Annotated in this window: 22 protein-coding genes; 14 read left to right on the forward strand and 8 right to left on the reverse strand. The window is 61.8% G+C overall.

What is annotated here, in order from left to right:
- The first annotated feature begins 752 nt into the window (after positions 1–752).
- The 3 genes from repA (at position 753) to repC (ending at position 4,468) form a co-directional block, all read left to right on the forward strand.
- On the forward strand, positions 753–1,955 hold the full coding sequence (gene repA / locus P9217_RS27795) for a plasmid partitioning protein RepA (protein ID WP_278055666.1): 1,203 nt from the start codon (positions 753–755) through the stop codon (positions 1,953–1,955).
- A 2-nt stretch (positions 1,956–1,957) separates the two neighbouring features.
- Positions 1,958–2,968 carry a plasmid partitioning protein RepB gene (repB, locus tag P9217_RS27800; protein ID WP_278055667.1) on the forward strand — a complete coding sequence of 337 codons (1,011 nt, stop codon included), beginning with the start codon at positions 1,958–1,960 and terminating at the stop codon, positions 2,966–2,968.
- A gap of 165 nt (positions 2,969–3,133) precedes the next feature.
- A complete protein-coding gene (gene repC, locus P9217_RS27805; RefSeq protein ID WP_278055669.1) occupies positions 3,134–4,468 on the forward strand; it encodes a plasmid replication protein RepC in 1,335 nt (444 codons plus the stop codon).
- 33 nt (positions 4,469–4,501) lie between these two features.
- Here repC and P9217_RS27810 read toward each other — a convergent pair whose 3' ends face one another.
- Complete coding sequence (locus P9217_RS27810) at positions 4,502–5,671, reverse strand: site-specific integrase (protein WP_278055671.1); 1,170 nt, start codon at positions 5,669–5,671, stop codon at positions 4,502–4,504.
- A 174-nt stretch (positions 5,672–5,845) separates the two neighbouring features.
- On the opposite strand from P9217_RS27810, the gene P9217_RS27815 reads away from it, so the two are divergent.
- The 3 genes from P9217_RS27815 to P9217_RS27825 all read left to right on the forward strand — a co-directional run bounded on the left by P9217_RS27815 (position 5,846) and on the right by P9217_RS27825 (position 8,322).
- Positions 5,846–6,970 carry an RHE_PE00001 family protein gene (locus tag P9217_RS27815; RefSeq protein ID WP_278055673.1) on the forward strand — a complete coding sequence of 375 codons (1,125 nt, stop codon included), beginning with the start codon at positions 5,846–5,848 and terminating at the stop codon, positions 6,968–6,970.
- A gap of 102 nt (positions 6,971–7,072) precedes the next feature.
- A complete protein-coding gene (locus P9217_RS27820) occupies positions 7,073–7,804 on the forward strand; it encodes an XRE family transcriptional regulator (RefSeq protein ID WP_278055675.1) in 732 nt (243 codons plus the stop codon).
- Positions 7,805–7,959: 155 nt separating this feature from the next.
- Positions 7,960–8,322, forward strand: a complete 363-nt coding sequence (locus tag P9217_RS27825) for an RES family NAD+ phosphorylase (RefSeq protein WP_278055848.1) — start codon at positions 7,960–7,962, stop codon at positions 8,320–8,322.
- 130 nt (positions 8,323–8,452) lie between these two features.
- Here the strand turns inward: P9217_RS27825 and P9217_RS27830 are convergent, their stop codons facing one another.
- Positions 8,453–8,755 (reverse strand): DUF982 domain-containing protein, encoded by a 303-nt coding sequence (locus tag P9217_RS27830; protein ID WP_278055676.1) that lies wholly within the window; start codon positions 8,753–8,755, stop codon positions 8,453–8,455.
- A gap of 327 nt (positions 8,756–9,082) precedes the next feature.
- Entirely contained in the window at positions 9,083–9,325 is a 243-nt protein-coding gene (locus tag P9217_RS27835) for a DUF982 domain-containing protein (RefSeq protein ID WP_278055678.1), read from the reverse strand.
- Positions 9,326–9,623: 298 nt separating this feature from the next.
- Here P9217_RS27835 and P9217_RS27840 point away from each other — a divergent pair, with 298 nt between their 5' ends.
- From P9217_RS27840 to P9217_RS27855, 4 genes are all read left to right on the forward strand, one after another.
- Positions 9,624–10,820: a DUF932 domain-containing protein gene (locus tag P9217_RS27840; RefSeq protein WP_278055680.1), complete on the forward strand. Its 1,197-nt coding sequence runs from the start codon at positions 9,624–9,626 to the stop codon at positions 10,818–10,820.
- Positions 10,821–11,090: 270 nt separating this feature from the next.
- The gene (locus P9217_RS27845) at positions 11,091–13,208 is read left to right on the forward strand and encodes a ParB/RepB/Spo0J family partition protein (protein ID WP_278055682.1); all 2,118 of its coding nucleotides are present in this window, start codon (positions 11,091–11,093) and stop codon (positions 13,206–13,208) included.
- 110 nt (positions 13,209–13,318) lie between these two features.
- A complete protein-coding gene (locus P9217_RS27850) occupies positions 13,319–13,705 on the forward strand; it encodes a hypothetical protein (RefSeq protein WP_278055683.1) in 387 nt (128 codons plus the stop codon).
- 108 nt (positions 13,706–13,813) lie between these two features.
- On the forward strand, positions 13,814–14,413 hold the full coding sequence (locus P9217_RS27855; protein ID WP_278055684.1) for a DUF1419 domain-containing protein: 600 nt from the start codon (positions 13,814–13,816) through the stop codon (positions 14,411–14,413).
- A gap of 96 nt (positions 14,414–14,509) precedes the next feature.
- Here the strand turns inward: P9217_RS27855 and P9217_RS27860 are convergent, their stop codons facing one another.
- Positions 14,510–14,905: a hypothetical protein gene (locus P9217_RS27860; protein ID WP_278055850.1), complete on the reverse strand. Its 396-nt coding sequence runs from the start codon at positions 14,903–14,905 to the stop codon at positions 14,510–14,512.
- A gap of 263 nt (positions 14,906–15,168) precedes the next feature.
- On the opposite strand from P9217_RS27860, the gene P9217_RS27865 reads away from it, so the two are divergent.
- Positions 15,169–15,609 carry a MucR family transcriptional regulator gene (locus tag P9217_RS27865; RefSeq protein WP_278055685.1) on the forward strand — a complete coding sequence of 147 codons (441 nt, stop codon included), beginning with the start codon at positions 15,169–15,171 and terminating at the stop codon, positions 15,607–15,609.
- A 188-nt stretch (positions 15,610–15,797) separates the two neighbouring features.
- Here the strand turns inward: P9217_RS27865 and P9217_RS27870 are convergent, their stop codons facing one another.
- On the reverse strand, positions 15,798–16,115 hold the full coding sequence (locus P9217_RS27870; protein WP_278055686.1) for a hypothetical protein: 318 nt from the start codon (positions 16,113–16,115) through the stop codon (positions 15,798–15,800).
- A 79-nt stretch (positions 16,116–16,194) separates the two neighbouring features.
- On the opposite strand from P9217_RS27870, the gene P9217_RS27875 reads away from it, so the two are divergent.
- The 3 genes from P9217_RS27875 to P9217_RS27885 are packed head-to-tail and all read left to right on the forward strand — an operon-like array spanning position 16,195 to position 16,920.
- The gene (locus P9217_RS27875; RefSeq protein ID WP_278055687.1) at positions 16,195–16,371 is read left to right on the forward strand and encodes a hypothetical protein; all 177 of its coding nucleotides are present in this window, start codon (positions 16,195–16,197) and stop codon (positions 16,369–16,371) included.
- Positions 16,372–16,384: 13 nt separating this feature from the next.
- The gene (locus P9217_RS27880) at positions 16,385–16,678 is read left to right on the forward strand and encodes a hypothetical protein (RefSeq protein ID WP_278055689.1); all 294 of its coding nucleotides are present in this window, start codon (positions 16,385–16,387) and stop codon (positions 16,676–16,678) included.
- On the forward strand, positions 16,675–16,920 hold the full coding sequence (locus P9217_RS27885; protein ID WP_278055691.1) for a hypothetical protein: 246 nt from the start codon (positions 16,675–16,677) through the stop codon (positions 16,918–16,920). The genes P9217_RS27880 and P9217_RS27885 overlap by 4 nt, the downstream gene beginning before the upstream one ends.
- Before the next feature lie 215 nt (positions 16,921–17,135).
- Here P9217_RS27885 and P9217_RS27890 read toward each other — a convergent pair whose 3' ends face one another.
- From P9217_RS27890 to P9217_RS27900, 3 genes are all read right to left on the reverse strand, one after another.
- Complete coding sequence (locus P9217_RS27890; protein ID WP_278088150.1) at positions 17,136–17,375, reverse strand: hypothetical protein; 240 nt, start codon at positions 17,373–17,375, stop codon at positions 17,136–17,138.
- Positions 17,376–17,442: 67 nt separating this feature from the next.
- Positions 17,443–17,721 carry a hypothetical protein gene (locus P9217_RS27895; protein WP_278055694.1) on the reverse strand — a complete coding sequence of 93 codons (279 nt, stop codon included), beginning with the start codon at positions 17,719–17,721 and terminating at the stop codon, positions 17,443–17,445.
- A 26-nt stretch (positions 17,722–17,747) separates the two neighbouring features.
- Entirely contained in the window at positions 17,748–18,587 is an 840-nt protein-coding gene (locus tag P9217_RS27900; RefSeq protein ID WP_278055852.1) for an ATP-dependent DNA ligase, read from the reverse strand.
- Between the last annotated feature and the right edge of the window lie 86 nt (positions 18,588–18,673).

Genomic DNA, 18,673 nt, shown 5'->3' on the forward strand with positions numbered 1-18,673 from the left:
AGTTGTGCACGTGCAACTGACGGATATGGAAGCGGGGAAAGGGCGATGTATCAGGATCGCCGATTTGATTCGCTCGACCAGGCGGCTATTCCCTGGTCGACGCCAACTCAATCCGTGCCGCGTCACAACCGCGAACCGAGCCCCCGAGTTACCGTGTCGGAACTGGTGCAGGCGCGTTCGCATGCATTCGACGCATCGACGCCTGGCGTCGCGGAACACACCAGACCGAGAATGGTACGGATGCCCACTCGCACATTGAAATGCTTCCACGGTTGGCAAATGTCGAAGTTGCACACGTACAACTGAAGACCACCTTACCGCTTCAGGGCCGATGCGGATGCCTCCGAGGAGCCGGCGGCGGTGGCGCAATTCCCGCGATCGACCAGGACAGGTGTTGCACGTACAACCACAGCAAACGATCCGAGTCACGTCATGCTGAGCGCCGGGTAGGTCGCAGCAGCCGAAAACGCACTCGCGGTCTCGACGGGATCTTATCGACGGGGAAGGGCGGCTTGAAGAGCCTTGCAACGCACCCGTATGCCGGTCCCATGAAAACAATACCTGGCCGACATAGTAGTGCGCAGCTTTGATTCTTTACAATTTGCAAGCGGACGGAGACTCGCTCAGCGGCTTTGCCGCGTTAATCTTTCGTTAACCAAAAAGGGTTTGTCGGCCATCAAGAATCAGTCCATCTTGATCAGCGCATTTCAGTCGCCTCTTGGCCAAAATGCGCAGATCAGGAGAGGCCGGTGTTGGACAAGGTCAGCCAAAGCAGTCCCGCGGGCGAAAGCCTCCGCGAACTCATCGCCACGGATGCCGCGGAACTGTCAAGACAGCTGCAGGCGCACCAGGCGAGAATATTCCCGCCGACGTCGCAAAAGGGCATGCGCCTGTTCACGCCGGGCGAGGCGGCTGACTTCATCGGCATCCATGAAGGTTATCTTCGACAGATCGTTTCCGAGGGACATGGTCCGCAACCGCAGCCAAACGGTAGGCGACTATATTCCGTGGAAGATATTGATCGGCTCCGCCAGGTGCTCGACGAGGCGAATTCGAAAGGGCCTGGGAAATACATCAGACATCGCAGGGGAGGGGAGAAGCTTCAGATCCTCTCGGTGATGAATTTCAAGGGCGGCAGCGCCAAGACCACGACGGCTGCCCACCTTGCCCAGTTCCTCTCTCTTCGCGGCTACCGGGTGCTCGCCATCGACCTCGATCCACAGGCCAGCCTGTCGGCCATGTTCGGCCACCAGCCTGAACTCGATGTCGGCGCCAACGAGACCATCTACGGGGCGATCCGCTACGATTCCGAATGCCGCAGCATCCTGGAGATCGTGCGCTCGACCTATACGCCCAACCTGCACCTTATCCCAGGCAATCTCGAACTGATGGAGTTCGAGCACGAGACGCCGAAGGTTTTGTCCAGTCGGCAGCCGGGCACGATGTTCTTCGCTCGCCTGGGTGAATGCCTGGCCGAGGTAGAAAGCGCGTACGACGTCGTCGTCATCGACTGCCCGCCGCAACTCGGCTTCCTGACGCTGTCGGCCCTGTGCGCGGCCACGGCCGTCATCATCACCGTGCATCCCCAGATGCTTGACGTCATGTCGATGTCCCAGTTCCTGCTCATGACCTCGGACTTGCTCTCGGTCGTGGAAAACGCCGGCGGCAACACCGACTATGACTGGATGCGTTACCTGGTCACGCGGTTCGAGCCGAACGATGGTCCGCAAAGCCAGATGGCCGGGTTCATGCGCTCGATCTTTGGCAATCGGGTCCTTGAAAACGCCATGCTCAAGTCCACCGCGATCTCCGACGCCGGGTTGACCAAGCAGACCCTCTACGAGGTCGAGCGCGGGCAGTTCACGCGCGGAACATACGATCGAGCGCTTGAGAGCCTGACCCTTGTCAACGGCGAGATCGAGGAACTGATCCGCAAGACCTGGGGGCGTAAGTAGCGATGGCCCGCAAGAACCTCTTCGAAGTCTCCGAACCCACTGGTGAGCAAACGCCTCCGGATGCCGCCAGGACGGCTTTGGTGCGGCCTCTAATGGGGTTGGACCGACCGCTCCAGCCGGGCCGGCCGGTCGGCGCCATCTCGCAATCGCTAGAGAACATCAATTCACGCGCTCAGCGGGCCGAGGAGATCGAACGCAAGCTCTCGGAAGGGCAGGCGGTCGTCGAGCTCGATCCCAGCGTCATAGATCAATCCATAGTGGTCGATCGTCTGGGCGTGAGCGACGAAAGACGAGTGGCTCTCGTCGACCAGATCCGCGAGCACGGACAGCAGGTACCTATCCTGGTGCGCCCGCATCCTGAGAAGGGTGGGCACTACCAGGTTGCCTACGGCCATCGCAGACTGGCCGCGGTCAGGCAACTCGGCCGCCTGGTCCGCGCTGTCGTCAGGGACCTGACGGACGAGCAGCTCGTCGTTAGCCAGGGGCAGGAAAACAACAGTCGCAGCGACCTCTCCTACATCGAGCGCTGCTATTTCGCGGCGAAGCTTGAGGCCAAGGGCTTTTCGCGAGACATCATCATGGCCTCACTTGGCGTCGACAAGGCGGCGCTGTCGAGAATGATTGCGTTGGTTGCGCGACTGCCAGCCGAGATCATTGAGGCGATCGGCACCGCGGAATCTGTTGGACGCCAGAAATGGGCCGAGCTTGCCGAACTGCTGGAGGAAAAGGGCAAGCGGACCAAGGCGCTGAAGGCTATCCAGGAGCCGGAATTCGCTGCGCGTACCAGCGATGAGCGCTTTCAGGCCATATACGACCTCGTCAAGACCGCGGCAAAGAAGCCGGACCGGACGGTGTGGACCGCCGCCAACGGATCTCGGCTGGTCACAATCAACGAAAGCGAAGCGAAGATGACCTTCGCCTTCGACAAGCGCATCGAACCGGAATTTGCCAGCTTCGTGCGGGAGCGCCTGCAAGCGCTCTATGACGAGTTCCGCCAGAAGATAACGGACTAAGGAGCACTGAACCGCAAAAGAAAAAGGCCCCCAGACGTCGCCGTCGTGGAAGCCTCTCTCATGATCTAAGCAGTCTGAGAATCGCAAATCCACGAATCACTGTCAAGAGTCCAGGCGCCGAATTGGCGAGTTGATTTCTTTTGCCTAGCGATAGGTGGAAGGAAAATGGGGACGCATACCGTAACGACGCCCTTTGGGCGGCGGCCGATGACGCTTGGCTTGCTTGCAAGCCAAGTCACGGCCAGTCAGATCGACCAGGAAGCACGTGCTTCGAAATGGGAGGTCTTTCGGGATATCCGAGAGGCAAAGCAGGCGCTGGGCGCGACCGATCGCGCGCTGGCGATCCTCAATGCGCTGCTATCTTTTCATCGCGCGGACGAACTCTCGGCCGAGGGCAGTCTGATCGTATTTCCCTCCAATGAGCAGCTCATCCGTCGTGCCAACGGCATGTCGCCGGCGACGCTGAGGCGGCATCTGGCCAATCTGGTCGAAACAGGTCTCGTCATCCGGCGCGATAGTCCGAACGGCAAGCGGTTCGCTCGCAAGGGGGAGGGCGGCGCAATCGACCAGGCCTACGGCTTCGATCTCTCGCCGATCCTGGCCCGCGCCGAGGAATTCAAGGCCTTGGCCGCCGATTTGAAGGCCGAGCACAAGGCATATCGCCTGGCCAAGGAGCGCCTGACGATCTGCCGGCGCGACGTCGTCAAGATGATCGATGCCGGCATCAACGAAGCCGCTCCTGGCAATTGGGATGGCTTCCAGCGCCGCTATGAGGCAGTCATTGCCAGGTTGCCGCGCACGGCGGCGCGGTCGGTCGTCGAAGCCATCTGTAACGAACTGGAAGACCTTTGGGTCGACGTCCATCAGACGCTGGAATCGTTCATCAATTCCCAGAATCTGAACGCCAATGAGTCTCAATCTGAGCGTCATATACAAAATTCAAACCCAGATGTTTCTTCTACCGATGAATCTGAACACGGCTTTAGACAAAGGAATGAAGCGAGCGGCGTTGACGCCAAAATCGACAACGTACACGCCTTGCCGAACCGGGATTTGCCATTGGGCATGGTGGTGGACGCCTGCCCCGAGCTTTTGACGCTGGCCCGCGACGGGCATATCCGGACCTGGCGCGATTTTGTGGCGGCGGCCGAACAGGCTCGGCCGTTCATGGGCATCAGCCCAAGTGCCTGGCAGGAAGCGGTCGAGGTCATGGGTCCGGAAAAGGCGGCCGTTACGGTGGCGGCGATCCTGCAGCGGTCCGATCGGATCGGCAGTCGTGGTGGCTATCTTCGCAATCTGACGGAGCGGGCGCGCGATCAGAAGTTCTCCGTGTGGCCCATGGTCATGGCACTGTTGCGCGAAAAGCTCGATGCGCACGCCAAGTCAGCCGGTCCCGGTGCGAAGCCGGGGACCGATCATGCGGTTGGTGGCGGGGTCGAACCGGTGGAAATCAGCGATGCGCTGCGCAAAAGCATGAAGAAGAAAGGCTGGGAGCGGTGAGGGGCTGCTCGCCGATTCTGTATTTTCTTCTCCTCACACGATCAGCCGCGCGGCCTTTCCATGCCGCCGCTCGGCGTCGTTGTAATAGCGAGAGGCCTGTTGCACGGAACGATGTTGCGATTGCTGCATGGCTTCGGGCAGGGGGATGCCGCGCCGTGCAGCCTCGGTGAGAAATCCGGCACGCAGGCCATGGGCGCTGAACTCCCGTGGATCGAGCCCTGCCTGGAGGATACGCCGTTTCAGGATCAGATTGACGGCCTGCGGGGTGAGCGGCCTGCGCTCGAGGTGGCCCCAGCGGTCGATGCGGCGAAAGACGGCGCCTTCGGTGATGGCTGCGCGCGCCAGCCAATCCTTCAAGGCCGATACCGGCTTGCCTATCAGCAGGACGGACGCGCCGTCATCGGCCTCAGTGGTCTTGGTCCGGCCAAGATGGATACTGAGGCACGCCAGCGAGGCGGTATCTGAATTGTCCGGGTCGGCCGGGACAGGATCCTGTTCGACCAGTTGGTCGATGCGCAACGACGAAACTTCACTGCGGCGACGGCCCCCGGAGGCGAAGGCGACCATCAGCAGCGCTCGATCGCGCACATCCACGAGACGGTTGCCAGCGCAGGCCTTCAACAGCGCGCTCAGCACGTCGACCGTGACGGCCTTGGCGCTTTTTCTATGCCTCGGCCGGGAACTCGCTCGCACAGCGAGTTTCGTCGCATTGAGAAGCCGCGGCGCGTTGAACTTGCCCTGCAGCCCGCGCCATTGCGTCAGGGTCGACCAGCTCGACAGGCGCCGGCGCACCGTGCTGGGGGAGTGGGGTCCACTGCTCCTCAGCAGGCCGGCCTGCGTCAATGCCACGCTCACGTCGTCGGGCATGCCATGCGCCGGATCAGTCTCGCGCCGGGCCGGATCCCACAGATGGTGCGCCAGGAATTTGAGCAACAGCGCCTCCGGGGCCGGCCAGGGCAGGGGATTTGCCGTGGCAGCCTGGCACCATGCCTCAAGGTAGGCGAGGTCGGAGGCGAGCGCCCGCATCGAGTTCTCGCCGATGCCTTCGCGCGCCAGGTGCCGCAGCGTCTCGACGTCGTCGTCCGACAGGAGCTCGGCCAGGAATTCGCGGCGATCGAACGGCAGCACAGCATCCAGCGCATCGAGCGCCTCGGCGCGGCGCAGGACGTCAGCCGCGCTTGAAATCGTTCGAATTGCCCGCATTCCGTGGGTTCCTTCGGCATCACAGCATGGATTCTGGCCGATTTGCGCCTCAAAAACAATCACTATCGATAAGAGGTACTTATCGGTAGTGAGAAGGCCGCGAGGGCAGACCCCCTGCGAGTCAACTTAACTGCGAGATAGCTGGACTCTCGCGAATCATGTTAAGGTAAATCAATGGTTTATGACGCCGCCGCACTGCCTCTGGAGAGCCTTTTCGCGCCCGTTGCCCGCGCGACAGAGGTTTTGGCGCGCCTCGACGAGCGGCTGGCGCGTTCTTCCGTCCGAGACGGCTGGCTCGAGCGGCAGAATTTTGCCGATGCGGCGGCAGTGCTCTGGCTCGAGGGCGAGCTCGTGCATCTGGAAGACCTCGTCCTGCACGACGCGCACATGGACGTCCGCGCGCCCACCCACGAGCTCACCCGCGCGCATGCCGTGCTGCGCGCCCGCCGCCAGATTCTTGCCCGCGCCGCCGACTGGGCGCTCGGCCGCGAAGGGCTGCGGCAGCTGACGGGACGGGGCAGCCTGGCGGCGCCGGCGGAGAATGGTCGGGAAGGGGACGGAGGGCCGCTTTTGGCAGTCGGCCTTGACGAGTCCATGGAGGCGGACGATCCAGATCCGCTGGGCGAGGAGTTTGCGGCGATCGACGCGGTGCTCGAGCGAACCTCCAAAGTGCTGGAAGGTGGGGGAGTGCCAGCTCGCAGGGAGGCCGCGTCGCAGTCTGACCGACCGGGTCTGGTCTACGATCTCGACTGGGATGAGGACGCACGGCTCGCCGAGTGGCAGGACGTGCTCGCCGCAACGCGCCAGCTGCCGGTGGTTCTGCGCGCGGCGATCCTGCTCGACGCCTGGTTCGAAATCGAGGTGCTGCAGCATGCCACCTGGCTCGGACCGCTGCTGGTGGCTGCGCTGCTTCGGCAAGAAGGGCTCTGCGCCAGCCATCTCGTCTGCCTGCATACAGGGGCCAAAAACATTCCGCGGGAGCGTCGGCGGGCACGGTTGCGTAACGATCGATTGCTGGCTTTTGTCGACGCCATCCAGGACGCGGCGCTGACTGGATTGAGGGAGCACGACCGTCTGGTCCTGGCGAAGAGCCAGATGGAGCGGCGGTTGCGTGAGCGACGAGTAAGCTCCAGATTGCCCGACCTTGTCGAACTGGTTCTGTCGCGCCCCCTCGTCTCAACGGGAATAATCCAGGCGCGCTTGAAGGTCTCGAAGCAGGGGGCACTCAATCTGATTAGCGAGCTCGGCTTGCGCGAGATGACGGGCCGGGGAAGATTTCGCGCCTGGGGGGTCGTTTGAACAGCTTCGCGTCGATTGTCGGATGCAACTGGCCACGCAGCCCCTGTTTTACGAACTTGACGAGACTGGCGCATGGAACCATATTGGTTACAAAGGTGCGATATGGCCAACGTCAAAAGCAAATCGAGTCAGCGCGGTTCCAAACGGCCGGCCGGACGTTCCGCCCAGGCAATGCTGACCACCGCATTCATCACGAAAGCAGGCGTAGCGCTGCCCAAGGGCGCGGCCGGTGTCACTTTCCGTGCGCCCCGCAATGTTGTTGACCTCATTTCGGCAAAGCCGGGCAACGTGAAGGCGTTGTTGGCTGGCTATGGCAAGGCGATGGCAGAAAGCCAAGCGGCCGGGCGGACGGTAAGTTTCCGCGTTGAGGTTGACCCCACAGGAGACACGGCCGTGTCTCCGTTGGAGAAGCCCGCTGGCAGTGCGGACGATCTGGCTGCAGCACTTGATGAAGCGCGTGCGCGAGGTAAAGTCCGCGCCGCGACAATCCTCGTAGGCGACGACATGCTGAGTGCTGACCAGTTTGCCGCATTGCTGGGCACGACCAGGATGACGGTCAATACCAAGCGGCAAAACCACCAGGTGTTGGGTCTGGAGGGCGCCAAGCGGGGCTTTCGCTTTCCGGCCTGGCAGATCGGCGAGGACGGGAAGCCGTTTGCGGCGCTGCCGCGTCTCTTCGAGCGGCTCGGCGGTGGCCCGTGGTCGGTATATCGCTTTCTTGTCCAGGCTCATCCCGAGCTCGATGGGATGACCGGCCGCGAGGCGTTGCGGCGCGGCAAAACGGATGAGGCGCTCGCCGTTGCCGACAGCATTGCCGACGGCGCTTTCGTCTGAGTGCCAGGGCTGGATCCTCCATCCGGGTTCGCGACTGTCGTGCTCGATATCGCGACAGTCGACGTTGGTTCGCAGTTTGGACGCATCTTCTTCACCCGATTCAAAGATCCGCTAGGCTTCGGAGCGCCACCCGGTTCAGTGATCCTCGGCGCCGCCTGCCTGGCAATCGCTTCGGCGTCGTCTACCTCGGCAGCAGTCTGAAAGTGTGCTTCGTCGAGGCGGTGATGCGCGATCAGGGTGACGGTCGCATCGACGATCTTTTGCTCGACGAACGGGACCTGACCATCCGGAGCTACGCCACCATTGAGGTGACCAAGGCCCTATCTCTCGTCGATCTGCGCGACGACGGGCCTTTGCGGATGGGAATCCCCAGTGACGTCGCGCGCGGATCGAAGCAGAGCTTGGCGCGGCGTTGGTCGCTGGCCATTCACGAGCACCCCTCCAAGGCAGATGGGATCATTTATCCGTCGCGGCTGAAGGGGAGACAAATGTGGCGGTTTACGATCGTGCGATCCTGAAGCTTCGGGCGGTGGCGCACGGGGAGCTTCTCTCAGAGATCGGGCTTGCCAAAGTATTGCGCGACCTGAAGGTTGGCCTTCAATGATGGGGGAGCTGTTGTTTTCACTTTCACACGATGCCATCGGCGTATTACGCCAGAACGCCCCCAGGGCCGGATTTCGGTCCGGTCATCCAAGCGGGGATCGTAGCGATGTCCTCCAGGATATTGGTGGACTTGGCCCATTCGACAAAGGCAGCGCGGGCCGACGAAAGCGGGTGGCGGCCATCATGAGCCGAATGACAGACCCGCATGGTCGTCTCATGGAGGACGTCTTGCAGCTCGATCGGCCATTCGTCGAGAAAATCAATCGCATCGTCTATGGAAGCGATCTCCGCAATCGTAAACGGTCCATCCTTGACGAAGATGGGACTCTCAAAAATCTTATCGTTCATGACATCCTCCACCTTGGTCGACATTGCGCTTGGCCCATCAGCATGGCCGGCGCAGGTGGAAAATATGCGTTCGGAACCCCCGGTCTTCAAGATGCGGGACACCGTCGCAAAAGCATGGTGACGAGCAAATGGGGGCGACGTAGAACGACCGCAGCTAAGCGAACTGGGCAGCCTGAATTGCCAATTGGACGGAAGAGCAAGGCTTCCGTGCACCACGACGATTAGACCTGATGCCGCTGCTCGTCGTCGGTGTCGCTATAGGCTGCAAAAGTGTCGGTAAGGCCGCGACGGTGGTCACATGGGAGCCAGCTAAGCTTCACGAGGAACTCAGTCGCTGCGTAGCATCCTCGCTTCTAACGCCGCCGCAACGAAGGCCCGTCGGGCAACTGGTGTCTGGGCTTCGCCGCGTAGAACTTGAAGACATGCATCCATAGCCAGTTTTCGCTTCTTCGTCTGATGAGGGAAACTTCGCAGCAAGATCGTCGCGGCGTCGTTCACGTCAACTATGACGCGCTCACGCTCATGTCGGCCAACCTGCACGACCACGGGTCGGACGAACCTGTTCGACATGCCATCACACTTTCATCCGACCTCGGTACGTCTCTGCGTACCATGACACCAGTCATTCATACATGCACCAGCAATGGCCTGTAGGCCCGGCGGGTTAGCGGTGCTTGGCCCACACGAGGCGTTTCGGCCAAGCGTTCCGCCGGGGGCACCAGCCTTCCCGGGGTATCGACTGGTGGGGGCGCTGCCGCGGCTCTTGTAGCGGGCGCGGAGGCGAACAGAGGTAGAGGGTGGGCGGGCTAGCGGTGGCGGGCGGAGGTCCGGGAGAGAGACTTCCGGCGCTCGCCGCGGAGCTAATAGCATGACACAGATGGAAATCCACACGCCCACGCGCAGCAATCAAGCCGGGTATAGGGTCGACGTCAGCCGCGGCCGGCGCATCGGCCGCGTGTCGTCGGAATGGTTCAACCGACCGGCGGACGAACGCTACCTGTCGCTCACTGATCTCCACAATGCGGTGAAGCGCCGGTCCGAACGCAGCAAGACGCGCATCGTCGAAAGTGAGCTCATTCGCGTTGAGGCTAGCCGCGACGATCCGGAGCGCCTGCGGCTAATGCTGCCCGATGCACCTGTCCCTGTGGCGCCGACGCATTGGAGCTTTGGCCAGCTCGCCAACCTTGTCGGCGCGCCGTCCGCCTATTTGCGCCAGCTTCCGGCGCCGCTCGCGGCGATCAACCTCCAGCATGGTCTCCTTAACCACCGCGGCGAGCAGGTGAAGACGCTGGAGATTGAGAACGGGCGCCTCGAGCTGCGGGCCGTAACTGGCCCGGACTATGGCAGAATATTCGACTCAGAATTGGTCGCAGCCGTTCAGAAGATCGCAGGCAACGGCACCGGCGACACGCGCTGGAAGGTGCCCGGTGTGCTCGACTGGTCGACGGGGATCTACAATCCGAACGTCGAAATCTCCAGAGACACCACGACGCTCTACGCGTCTGATCGCGATGTCTTCGTTTTCCTAGTCGACGATCTGAACCCGATCGAGGCCGGTCGGCTGCCGAACGGGGAACCTGATCTCTATTTTCGCGGCTTCTACTGCTGGAATTCCGAAGTCGGATCCCGCACCCTCGGGATCGCCAGCTTTTATCTGCGCGCGGTGTGTCAGAACCGAAATCTGTGGGGCGTGGAAGATTTCGAAGAAATCACCATCCGCCATTCAAAGTATGCGGCCTCGCGTTTCGCCCTGGAAGCCGAGCCGGCCCTAATCCAGTTCGCCGATTCCTCACCCATGCCGTTCGTCAACGGCATCAAGGCGGCACGGCAACGGATCGTCGCTCGGGACGACGAAGATCGCCAGAGCTTCCTGCGCAAGCGCGGCTTCTCCAAGTCCGAGACCGCAAAGATCATCGATACTGTCCTGCTTGAGGAAGGGCGGCCGCCAGAATCGATTTTCGACTTCGTACAGGGCATCACGCGGGTCGCGCGCGACAAGTCGCATCAGGACGTTCGCCTGGACATGGAGGGCAAGGCCAAGAAGCTTCTCGATTTCGCCGCCTGATCCTTCCGATGCCGGCTTGGAGGGCCGGTCTTGCGTCTGTCGTCTCCGTCAAGCCAGCGCCGTCCTCGAGAGCACGAGGACGGCGTTCTTTCCTTTTTCAGTTACGGGCCGTGTGCCGGGACGATGGCTTTTCAAACCGGGGGCGTCACCTCGACCGGCAGGCAGCCGGCGCCGGCGCGAGCCGGGAGAGGCAGAGGGGGGAGGGGAGGCGGTGACGGGCTTGGAGGTTCGGGGAGAGGCCCCGGGCCGCCCGTCATGGAGAAGCTGACCATGGCAAAGGCCATTCAGAAGATCGCGATGAACGGCGCGGAGAACATTCCCTATGACAAGCTGATGCTGTCGCAAAAGAATGTCCGGCGCATCAAGGACGGCGTGTCTATTGAGCAACTGGCTGAAGACGTCGGACGGCGAAAGCTTATCCAGAGCCTGAACGTCCGTCCCGTGCTTGACGGCGAGGGCGAGGAGACCGGCACGTTCGAAGTGCCCGCCGGCGGCCGCCGCTATCTCGCGTTGGGCATCCTCATCAAGCAGAAGCGGCTGGCGAAGAACGAGCCGATCCCCTGCATCGTCAACAGAGGGCAGGAGACCTCGGCCGAGGAGGATTCGCTCGCCGAAAACCTGCGGCGCGCCGACCTGCATCCGCTCGACCAGTTCCGTGCCTTCAAGACGCTCGGCGATCAGGGCCTCGATCCCGACGAGATCGGCGCCCGCTTCTTCGTATCGCCCGCGACGGTGAGGCAACGCCTCAGGCTCGCCTCCGTGTCCCCGAAGCTGCTCGACCTCTACGAGAAGGACGAGGTCCGGCTCGAGCAGATCATGGCGTTTTCGATCACCGACGACCATGCGCGCCAGGAGCAGGTTTGGAACCGGGTTTCCAGCTCGCACATGCAGGAACCCTATTACATCAGGCGCCTGCTGACCGAGACCACGGTGCGGGCCGATGATCGCCGGGCCGTCTATGTGGGCGCGGAAGCCTATGAGGCAGCCGGCGGCGTCATTCTTCGCGACCTGTTCGAGCAGGATTCCGGCGGCTGGTTCCAGGATGCTGCTCTGCTCGAGCAGCTCGTCTTCGACAAGCTGAAGGTGGATGCCGAGACGATCCGCACCGAAGGCTGGAAATGGGTCGAGGCGGCGATCAGCTTTCCCTACGGACACAGCTCCGGCATGCGGCGCATCTATGCCGAGGCGCAGGAGCTGAGCGCCGAGGAGCTTGAACGTCACGACGCGCTGAAAGCCGAATACAACAAGCTCGACGCGGATTATGCCGCGGCCGAGGAAGCCGACGAGGCAATCGAGGCGAAGCTCGACCAGCTGGGTGCCGAGCTCGACGCGATCGACGATCGTCCTCGAAGCTACGACCCGGCACAAAAGGCCATTGCCGGTGTGTTCGTAACACTTGCCGCAAACGGTGAGCTTCAGGTCGAGCCCGGATTCGTGCGCTCCGAGGACGAGCCGCGGGCTGAGACCGGCGACATCGGCGAGGGCGAAGGTGAAGCTCAGTTTGACGGTGAACGCGATGGTGTTGTCGTCAACGGCAAACCGGTGAACGACGGTTCTGGTGATGACGGTGAGGACGACTCAATCAAGCCGCTGCCTGATCGGCTCGTCTTCGACCTGACCGCGCAGCGGACGCTGGCGCTCCGCAATGCGCTCGCCGGTGACGTCGACATCGCCTTCGTCGCCGCACTCCATGCCTTCGTCCTGCAGGTATTCTATCGCTTCGCGCAGGACACCTGCCTCGAGATCAGCCTGAAGAGCGGCAGCTTCGGCCAGGTCGATGGCCTTGCCGAGACGTCCTGGGCAAAGGAAATCACCGAGCGGCACGAAGCCTGGGATCGCGATCTTCCCGATGAGGCGGAACGCCTGTGGGACTTCCTTCTTACCCTGGACGAGGCAAGCCGCAAGGCGCTGTTCGCGCACTGCGTCTCGCTGACCCTCAACGCCGTGGTGGAACCCTGGAACAGGCGATCGAAGGCGCTTGCGCACGCCGACGTGCTCGGCCGTTCGCTCCAATTCGATATGGTCGACGCCGGCTGGACGCCCACGGTCGAGTTCCTCGGGCGCCTTACCAAGGCGAGGATCCTGCAGGCTGTCCGCGAAGCCCGTGGCGCGGATTCCGCGCAGCTGATCGACCACATGAAGAAGGACATCATGGCCCGCGAAGCCGCCCGTCTTCTCGAAGGATCGAACTGGCTGCCCGAGCCGCTGCGCCTCGAGGTCAGTGAGGCGGCTGGCGATGCCGGCGTCGGCGGCGTCTCGGACGAAGCGGCTCTCGACGGCGACACAGCCGAACTGCCGGCCTTCCTCGCCGGCGATGCGGACCCGTCCTCCGATGAGCCGGCGACGAACGACGGCGTGGAGACGGACCACCTCCAGGCCGCCGAATAGAAGGCTCCCGCTCGGCATCGGTCCGGTACCCCTGCCGGGCTCAGTTCCAAAATTCACAAGCCCGGGATCGCCACAGCGATTCCGGGCGCTTTCCTTTCATGGAGGTCGATATGTTCCAGTGGGACAAGAGCTGCTCCTATGACGAGCAGCACAAAAGACGCTTTCACACGACGGCACGTTCAAGGCTGAGGAGGCTCGCCGCCGAACTTAACCTGCCGCCGGGCAGCTACGACCTGCGGTCCAATATGGCCGGGGTGGCTGTCTCGGGCGAGGTGACCTTGCATCACGCCCGCGTCTATATCCAGGCCAGCCAGTTCGGGCTTTCCTCTGGTCACGGCATTCTCATACGGACCTGCAAGGGCCGCAAGGACTACACCGGCGGCCCAAACCACTTCGTCGCGCTCGCCATGCTTGACGATGTTTCGGCCCTTGCCGCGGCCGTCCGCGCCATCACCGGCGTAGGTCATCATGATCCATCCCGGTCCCGCGCCGCCTGACCGGCCGCAACGCTCGTTGCAACCGCCAAAACGCCATCGTCAACAGCCTATCGGCCGTCGGGAGCGACCCCGCCGGAGCCGAAGGCTTGTGCCCAAAGGAAATCTGGCATGTCCGACCATCCCACCTTCCGAAAAGTCTTCGATGGGGCCGCGACCCGCGAAGAGATGTTTTCACTGTTCAACCGCCACCGCAACGATGTCGGCGTCGATGCTCTCTGCGGCGCCATCTACGCCGGGGAATGGTTCGAGATTCTTGAAAGCGAATATCGCTTCATGCTCGCGCTCCTGCCGCCGCTCTTCCAGCGCACAGGGATGTTCGGCCTGTCCGAATATAAGTCCGGATATGTGACCAGCGTCTTCTTCTCGATCCGCATCCGCGGCCGCGAACGCTGGTTCCACGGCTTCTGCGACCTCTCAAACAAAAACAGTCCGGACGTCATGCGGGCCGCCATCGCGGCCTACGAGACGGGTGCGGTCGACAGCATGACGCGCGAGGAGAAGCTCGAGGCAATCTGGAATGCTAACCCTGCCAACCTAAAGGGGGGCGCCGGCAATGCTCCTCCCGAAGCCGAGGCGGCCGATCGTCGCCATAAGCGCACCATTCTCGTGAACGCTAAGGGGGACGGCGCTGCCCTCAAGCTGCTCGACGATCTGTCGGATCGCGAGATCGATGAACTCCTGTCCGCAGCCCGATTGCGTCGGAATTGAGCGAGCCACGCATCAAGGGCAGACCGGATACGGACTATTCCCGTGTCCTGTTGTTGGCAGCCGGCGATGGAGACCAGTCGCTGAACACACTTCCCATCAGGAACTGCAGCGCGGGATGTATCCGGCGTCGCGTAACGCGCCGATGAAGAGGCCAGTCTGGCCGGCGATACTCGTCCTGGCCTGCTTCGCCAGAGGCAGGGTGTTCCAGTCCTTCAGAGGAGCGATAAAGCTGGAGAACGTGCCATTGACCAAGCAATGGTTGGTCACCGCGCCCCGCTTGTCGAGCGTCAGAACGCCCGTCTGGTTGCTTGGATACCGGATGGCGGCGATCCGCTGCAGTTCCATGTCGCCATCGATCCGCAAATCGAAAAGCAGCACGCCGTGGCTCCTGGTGGCGATTTCCGCGACTTTTTCCGTGAAGCCAAGAGGAAGCGCCAGGACGCTTTCGACCGCCATCCGGAAAACAAACGCGTCCAGCTCATCCGCCGCCATCGGCAAGATTTGCCCCCAAGAAGCCCGAGATTGCAATTGACGCAGTCGGTTTGTGCACAGTCATCGGAAGCCGCCGGCTGTTAGTGACTGGTGCATTTGTCTGGCGGCGAATGACGGCGCTCGATGCAGGATATGTCCTTTGTCGAACATGGAGGGTGCCGACACTCATCAGACATGTCGGGTTTTATCTCAGCAACCAGTGTAGTTGATTAGTTCGTCACCAAAAGCTACTACGGCGAGGAATTGCGACAAGGAGATTCATCTTGGCCGACGAGACGACCAACCTGATAGAGTTAACTGCTGATATCGTTTCTGCCTACGTCGGCAACAACCCCGTACCTGTCGCATCTCTCCCGGATCTCATCGAAAGCGTGAATTCGTCGCTCGCGAAAATCGGGCAGGCCGCCGAACCCGAGAAGCCGGCCCAGGCTCCCGCGGTGAACCCGAAGCGGTCGGTGTTCCCGGATTACATCGTCTGTCTTGAGGACGGGAAGAAGTTCAAGTCGCTGAAGCGCCATCTCAACGTGCACTACGGGCTGACGCCCGACGAGTACCGGGCGAAGTGGGGATTGAAGGCCGACTACCCGATGGTGGCGCCGAACTACGCGGCGCAGCGGTCGTCGCTGGCGAAGGCGAGCGGGCTTGGCCGGAAGGCTTCGGCGAAATCGTCCAAGAGCACGGGCAAAAAGCGTCCGACGCGATGACCACGGAGCCTTGCCCGTTTTGCACGGGCTCGGAGGTAAGGCCGTATGTGACGGCTGGGCCGCGTTGCGATCAGATGCGAAAACTGCGGCGCATCGGATCCGGTCTGCATCGACGAATTAAGCGCCGTTAGAAACTGGAATCGTCGACCCGCCCCACCTGACCAGGATTGGGACTAAGGATCCCGCCATCACTCATCGCGCCAAATCACGCGCTTCTCCCAGCGAATTTGCACTAAGCGGCGATAGCGGATCGTGTGGGCTTGCTCGCCGCTTGGGTGGAATAGCTGTGCGCTCATCCACTCCCGGCTCTTGCACTGTTGGCAGCGCACCTTGTCCCTCACCTCGTCGATCGTGACGTTGCCGATCACTTCCCGCAGCTCGGCCGGCTTATAATAGCGCGTGACGTTGCAGTGGGCGCAGCGGATGCCCGCCACCTGCCCAGCGTCATGGGCATGCGTCAGGGTCCAGGCGGCGCCTCGCGGCCACTTTTCCGGTTGCTCGGGCATGCATTCGAATTGAGAACATATTCCCATACGGTCAAGGGGTCTCTTGACTCTTTTGTTCCCATTTTGTTCACTATTGCTCATGAGCGACGAAATCAGACTGCCCAAGCCCGATTACGCCACGTCGGTCGGCGTGCAGCATCACGTTTGCGAGCACGACGGCTGCAGCAAGGATGCAGGTTGGGGTTTCGCCAAGCCGAAGCAGGCGTCGCACTGGTTCTGTTTCGAGCATCGCGGCGAAGGTGAGAAATTCCTCTAGGGGAGCATGGCCGATGTCCCGCCATCAATTCGTGCAGGAACTGGAAAGCACCGCAGACCATATTGCAGACACGTCGCGGCCCGATTTGCAGGTACTGCTGCGAAGGGCTGCGCTGCTGCTCAGGAACGTGGGCGGGCTCAGTCTTGACCCGAGAACAGACGACGCGCTGACCAGCCTCGCCGCTGAGATGGGAGTGGCGAAACCGGACCTGGTGGAGATGATCGTCGGCGAGTGGCTCGTTGCGAATGCTTATCTGCCCGTGCCGCATGTGCTGGACGATGAGAGCAGTGTGGGAGGCAACGCATGATCAGCGCGCCAAGGCATGAGGGCGAGTACGCCGATCGCGAGGTCGATTGTCAGGAAGCAATGGAGCCGGGTTTCCAGGTGATCGTCGACTGCATGTTAGCGGCCGGCTGGGCACGCGGCGAGATAATGCGCTCTGTGCGGCGGCTGATCGCGGCCGACAACATGACTCAGAAGGAAAACGCCAGGGTCGAGACTGAGCTTGCGCTTGCAAGGGCGATGATCCGGGCAGGCAAGGCGCTCTAGCCCTTACGCGATCACACCATGTCCTTTCGAGGTAGATTAGCCGATCTGCATATATGGCGGACCACGGTTCGCCAGGCCGGCGTCTATTCAGGCAATTCTCCCCAACGAGAGGGCGCCGGCCACTTGGGAACAACAGGCTGAGCAGCCCGGCAAGCTATGGAGGTGACACAGGATTTGCCGGTCGGGCAGCCCAGTATGGCTAGCGTTGCCTGGTGCTAGCCTACCCTTTCCAGTTCTGCCGATAGCTGGTCAGGGTCGATCAAGCCGCGCCTGAAAAGGCACATGATCTTGAGCGCAATGGCTTCGCGGTCCTGCTCGTTGACCACCCGATACTTTGCGCAGTAGTCGTTGAATACCTTCGCCAAGACAGCCAGATCGTCGGAATCCGCCACGCCGTATGGCAACATGGCCGCCGGCTGTTCCGGAACCGAAGTGTAATCGTCGCTCCCTAGCATCCGCGTGCCTCTACTCGTTAGGACGACGAGCGGAAAATACACCCAAAAAAAGTCAGCTTCGAGTCAATTAGCTCGGACTGAGGTCTGACTCAGATCGTTGTAGGAGAGCCTCCCCATATTTCTTCCACAGCTGCTCGCAATCTCTGGCCCTGAGGCTCGGCGTTCCTCGTTCGCCGTAGATAACCATCGCGGCTCGGACGTCGTAGCCCAAGATCGAAGCATTGGCGACAAACCGAATGGCTTCGCCCAAAGAGCAGCAGTCGATCGCAGCATCGGCTTTGGTGGTGGTGTCCAGCACACCGATGATCTGGGCGTCCCTATTCCTGGCGGCCAACGCGGCAGCCATAGCCTCTTCAGTCACATCTCTGCCCTCTACTGGCTCTCCTCCTCCCGAAAATCCTGCAGCGAAGCATGCCGGAGGTCTTCCTCGCCACGCAGGTGCTTCACACGTCCGATCAGCCCCGGCTTGACCCATTGTGTCGCCGGACGCTTCATACCTTTCGGCGCCGACCCGGCGTGCTCCTGCACACGCTGCCAAAGCCGTTCTCGCATCTCGCGATTTAGGGTGATGAAAGCCGATCCGACATACCGGCCTGTGTCGCGTTCGGCCATCAAAGCAAATGCCGGCTTGCCCGGTTCCCGCTCGACGCCAAGCAGTTCGTATTCGTCAATACTGTATGCCTTGGCCTTCAGCCAAGCGGTCGAGTTGCCACTGCGATAGACGCTGTTTTTACGCTTCGAAACGACGCCTTCTAGCCCGGCCTGCTCGACAAGGTGAAAGACGGCCGCGCCAGTGCCTGGCAGCGCCTCGCTGAACTGGATGCGACCGCCCATTGGGATCATCGCCTGCAGGACCTCGCGCCGATCGATCACCGGCATGTCGCGGAGATCGTGGCCATTCAAATGCAGGAGATCGAAGGCGACGAAATAGAGATCGTGTTGGCGCCGGGTGATGGCCTTGCGCAACTCGCCGAAGTCGGACAGGCCCTTGTCGTTGAGCACGATGATTTCGCCATCGATGATGGCGTTGTCGACGCCGAGCTCGCCGGCCGCTTTTACCAGGTCCCGGTACTTCGCCGTCCAGTCCAGCCCGCGGCGGGTGAAAATGCGTACGCCCTGACTGTCGATGACGATTTGGGATCGATAGCCGTCGAATTTGACTTCGTGAATCCACCCTTCACCCTCGGGCGGCTTCTCCACCAGGGTCGGCATCAATGGAGGAATGAACGACAGCCGGCTCCCGCCGGCAGGCTCCGGAACATTCCCGCCCCGTCGCTGTTCTCCCTCACCACCGGGAG

Source organism: Mesorhizobium sp. WSM4989 (genome assembly GCF_029625795.1).
Classification (GTDB): Bacteria; Pseudomonadota; Alphaproteobacteria; order Rhizobiales; family Rhizobiaceae; genus Mesorhizobium.